This window comes from Streptomyces atriruber, assembly GCF_001418325.1.
GTDB lineage: Bacteria > Actinomycetota > Actinomycetes > Streptomycetales > Streptomycetaceae > Streptomyces > Streptomyces atriruber.
Map to the genome: position 1 here is coordinate 1 of NZ_LIPN01000458.1, position 3,416 is coordinate 3,416.

Here is a 3,416-nt window from a genome sequence, read left to right on the forward strand (position 1 = left end):
GGGGCGAACGGTCTGCGAGACGGGTGCGGCCGAGGTGGGTAGGGGCGAGACGGATGCGGCCGAGGTGGTCGGCGGGGCGGCTGAGCGCGACGGCGGGAGCGCGGTGGTCATGCGTCTCACGATGAACCCGCCAATCTCGTAGCGCAAGCGAGATTCTGTTCGGGGTATCGCGTAGCATCGCTTACATGTTGAACCTGGAGCGCCTGCGTACGCTCGACGCCCTCGCCCGGCACGGATCGGTCAGCGGCGCGGCCGCCGGGCTGCATGTGACGACATCGGCGGTCTCGCAGCAGATGACGAAGTTGGAGCGCGAGGTCGGCCAGCAGCTGCTCGCCAAGAACGGCAGAGGCGTGCGCCTGACCGACGCGGGGCGGCTGCTCGCCCAGCACGCGGCGCGGATCCTGTCGCAGGTCGAGCTCGCCCAGGCCGACCTGGAGGAGCAGCGCGGCAAGGCGGTGGGGGAGCTGCGGATCTCCGCGTTCCCCACGGCCATGCGCGGCCTGCTGCCCGCCACCCTGTCCGCCCTGCGCACCGACCACCCCGGACTGCGGGTGGGCTGCCAGGAGATGGAGCCGACACCGGCCGTGGCGGCCGTGGTGCGCGGCGACATCGACATGGCGGTCGTCCTCGACTGGTACAACAAACCCCTGCCGATCCCGGAAGGCCTGGTCAAGGCCCCCCTCCTGGACGACCCGGCCGACGTGGCGATGCCCGCCGCGCACCCCCTCGCCGACCGCGCCGAGGTGGACCTGGAGGAGTTCGCGGACGACGAGTGGATCACCTGGGCGGAGGGCGAGTTCTGCCACGAGTGGCTGATGTTCACCCTGCGCGGCAAGGGCATCGAGCCACGCATCGGGCACCGCGCGGAGGAGCATCACACACAGCTCGCGCTGGTCGCCGCCGGACTCGGCGTGTGCGTGGCCCCGCAACTGGGCCGCGACCCGATGCCCGCGGGCGTGCGTACGGTCCCGGTGCGGCATCGGGTGCGGCGGCACGTGTACGTGGTGTGGCGGGCGGACGCGGACCGCCGCCCGTCGATCAGGGCGGCGGCGGAGGCGCTGAGGGGCGCGGGGGCGGGGCTGCGGTAGGCCTGCGGTAGAGGGAAGCCGCGAGCCGGGAGGGATCAGGTCTTGGCCTGGCGGCGGTTTCCGTCCGCGTCACAGGGCAGTTCCGCGGCGGTGTGGTTCGCGAGGAAGTCGCGGTCCGCCTGCCGCTCTGCCTCGGCCATCGCGGTCGGCTCCACCGCGATGACGCCGTCGAAGGGCCGGTCCACGTCCCGGATGATGCACAGCGTCGTCGTCAGCAGTGCTGTGATCACCGCGAGAGTGATCAGCTGGCCGCGGTTGTTCTTGCGCGGCAGACAGGTCCCGAGCGCCATGACCGTGACGGTCAGGGTCGCCAGGAGGAACCAGAAGATGGCACCGGGAACGCTGGCGGTGGCCTGGGTGAGGCGCTCCTCGCGCTCGTCGGACCGCTTGTTGTCGGCGGCGGTCAGCATGCCGAACACCGGCTTGCCCTGCAGTTCGCTGAACGCCCGCCGGATGTCGGTCGACCACACGCTGGGTGCGGGCGAACTCTTTCCGTCGGCCATGGTCCGCCACTCCTGCTGCCGCACGGCGCGTGCGTAGCAGACGGCATCGGCCTGAATGTGCGCCCGCTGCTCCGCGGGCGCGTACTCCGCGATCTCGACGAGCTGGTCCAGGGCGCGGCTCTCGCCGCGGGCGGCGACCTCCCCCTTCCCGTACGAGCCGGAGGCGGTGACCAGGACGAACGCGAGCAGCAGCACCGTCAGGGTCAGCAGCGGCCCGACCAGGTCCTTGACCGCCATGCCTTCGTCGTCGTCGGCGGTGATCAGGCGGGGACGCAGATAGCGGTTCGCGGCGAGTCCCGCGAGCAGGGCCAGTACGGCGACGGCAATGACGAGGACCACGGTGGGACACCTCCGGGGCGGCGGACGACCCGGGGGCCCGGGCGCGGCATCCATGCCCGCGGAGGCAGGGGGCGGGAACTGCAGAAACGTTCGTCCGTCTTCGAACGAGGTACGTCCTTACGCCGGAGGGACCGGCAGGTCGGCCAGCTTCCGGAAGTCCCAGGACGCGACGGCGTCCGGGGTCAGGCGCATCCAGCCGTGGCGGCCGTCGTGCGGCATCGCGTCCAGGCCGAATACCTTGCGGGCGAACAGTCGCTCCGGAGCGTCGAGTTCCGGGCAGGGGTCACCCGTGCGCGGGACCTCGCCCACGAACTCCACGGTCCCGGACAGCTCCACGCCGCGCAGCTCCCCGTACTCCTCGCCGGCGTCCACCACCACGGCGACCCGCGGGTCCTTGCGGAGGTCGGCCCAGCGCTTGCTGCGGGTGACCGAGTACAGCCAGAGCGACGTCCCGTCCCAGGCGAACCAGAGCGTGCTGACGTGCGGGGCACCGTCCGGGGACACGGTCGCCACCCGGCAGGTGCGCTCCGCGGTGAGGAACGCGTCGAGCTCGTCCGGCGTCATCATGATCCGGCGACCCCGGCGCTGCGTGACGGCCATGTGCCCTCCTGTTCGTCGTGCCCGACCGATGCTCATCGTGTCCGACCGAGCGGGTCGGACCCGTATAGCTGACTGTGCGTCAGGAAAGCATGGACGCTCTTCCTTCGCGGTGCAATGGCCGTTAGCCTCTCGCCGGCCGGTGTCCCGGACGTCCGCGACAAGGGGAAGCCATGCCGTCGTACGAAAAGCTCAGGGAGATCCTCGACCCCGCCACCACCGCCCTGTTGACCGTGGAGTGCCAGCGGGGCGTCGTCGGCACCGAGAGCGCGCTGCCCGAACTCGCCGCGGAGGCAAGGACGTCGGGGGCCCTCGCCAATGTCGCCCGGCTGGTGTCCGCCGCGCACCAAAGCGGCGTCCAGGTCCTGCACGCGGTCGCCGAGCGGCGGCCCGACGGGCGCGGGGCCAGCCGCAACGCCCGGCTCTTCCGGGCCGCCGAGAGACTCCCCGTGCAGCAGTTCTCGGGCACCGCGGCCGTGCGGATCGCCCCGCCGATCGAGGTGGCCGACGAGGACTTCGTCGTACGCCGACTGCACGGCCTGTCTCCCGTCGCGGGCACCGACGTGGACCCGCTGCTGCGCAACCTCGGCTGCCGCACCCTGCTGGTCACCGGCGTCTCCGCCAACGTCGCGATACCGAACGCGGTGTTCGATGCCGTGAACCTCGGCTACACCGCCGTCGTGCCCGCCGACGCCATCGCGGGCGTCCCCGCCGACTACACATCGGCCATGGTCCGCAACACCCTCGCGCTCGTCGCCACCATCACGACCACGCAGGACGTGCTGGGCGTCTGGAAGAGGCCGGGCCGGTCGGTCAAGCCAGCTTGATCGAGCCGCCCGCCACGACGATCCCGGCCGTCGGCAGCGGCTTCGGCGCGGGCCCGCCCCGC

4 protein-coding genes are annotated in these 3,416 nt (G+C 72.0%); 2 read left to right on the plus strand and 2 right to left on the minus strand.

Going from position 1 to position 3,416, the window contains the following annotated elements; translation table 11 throughout:
• Positions 1-185: 185 nt before the first annotated feature.
• Positions 186-1,088: a LysR family transcriptional regulator gene (locus AOK03_RS35775; protein ID WP_055569557.1), complete on the plus strand. Its 903-nt coding sequence runs from the start codon at positions 186-188 to the stop codon at positions 1,086-1,088.
• Between the two features lie 35 nt (positions 1,089-1,123).
• Here AOK03_RS35775 and AOK03_RS35780 read toward each other — a convergent pair whose 3' ends face one another.
• The gene (locus AOK03_RS35780; protein ID WP_055569558.1) at positions 1,124-1,930 is read right to left on the minus strand and encodes a bestrophin-like domain; all 807 of its coding nucleotides are present in this window, start codon (positions 1,928-1,930) and stop codon (positions 1,124-1,126) included.
• Positions 1,931-2,047: 117 nt separating this feature from the next.
• Positions 2,048-2,530, minus strand: a complete 483-nt coding sequence (locus AOK03_RS35785) for a pyridoxamine 5'-phosphate oxidase family protein (protein WP_055569559.1) — start codon at positions 2,528-2,530, stop codon at positions 2,048-2,050.
• A gap of 170 nt (positions 2,531-2,700) precedes the next feature.
• On the opposite strand from AOK03_RS35785, the gene AOK03_RS35790 reads away from it, so the two are divergent.
• Entirely contained in the window at positions 2,701-3,354 is a 654-nt protein-coding gene (locus tag AOK03_RS35790; protein ID WP_055569560.1) for a cysteine hydrolase family protein, read from the plus strand.
• Positions 3,355-3,416 lie beyond the last annotated feature (62 nt).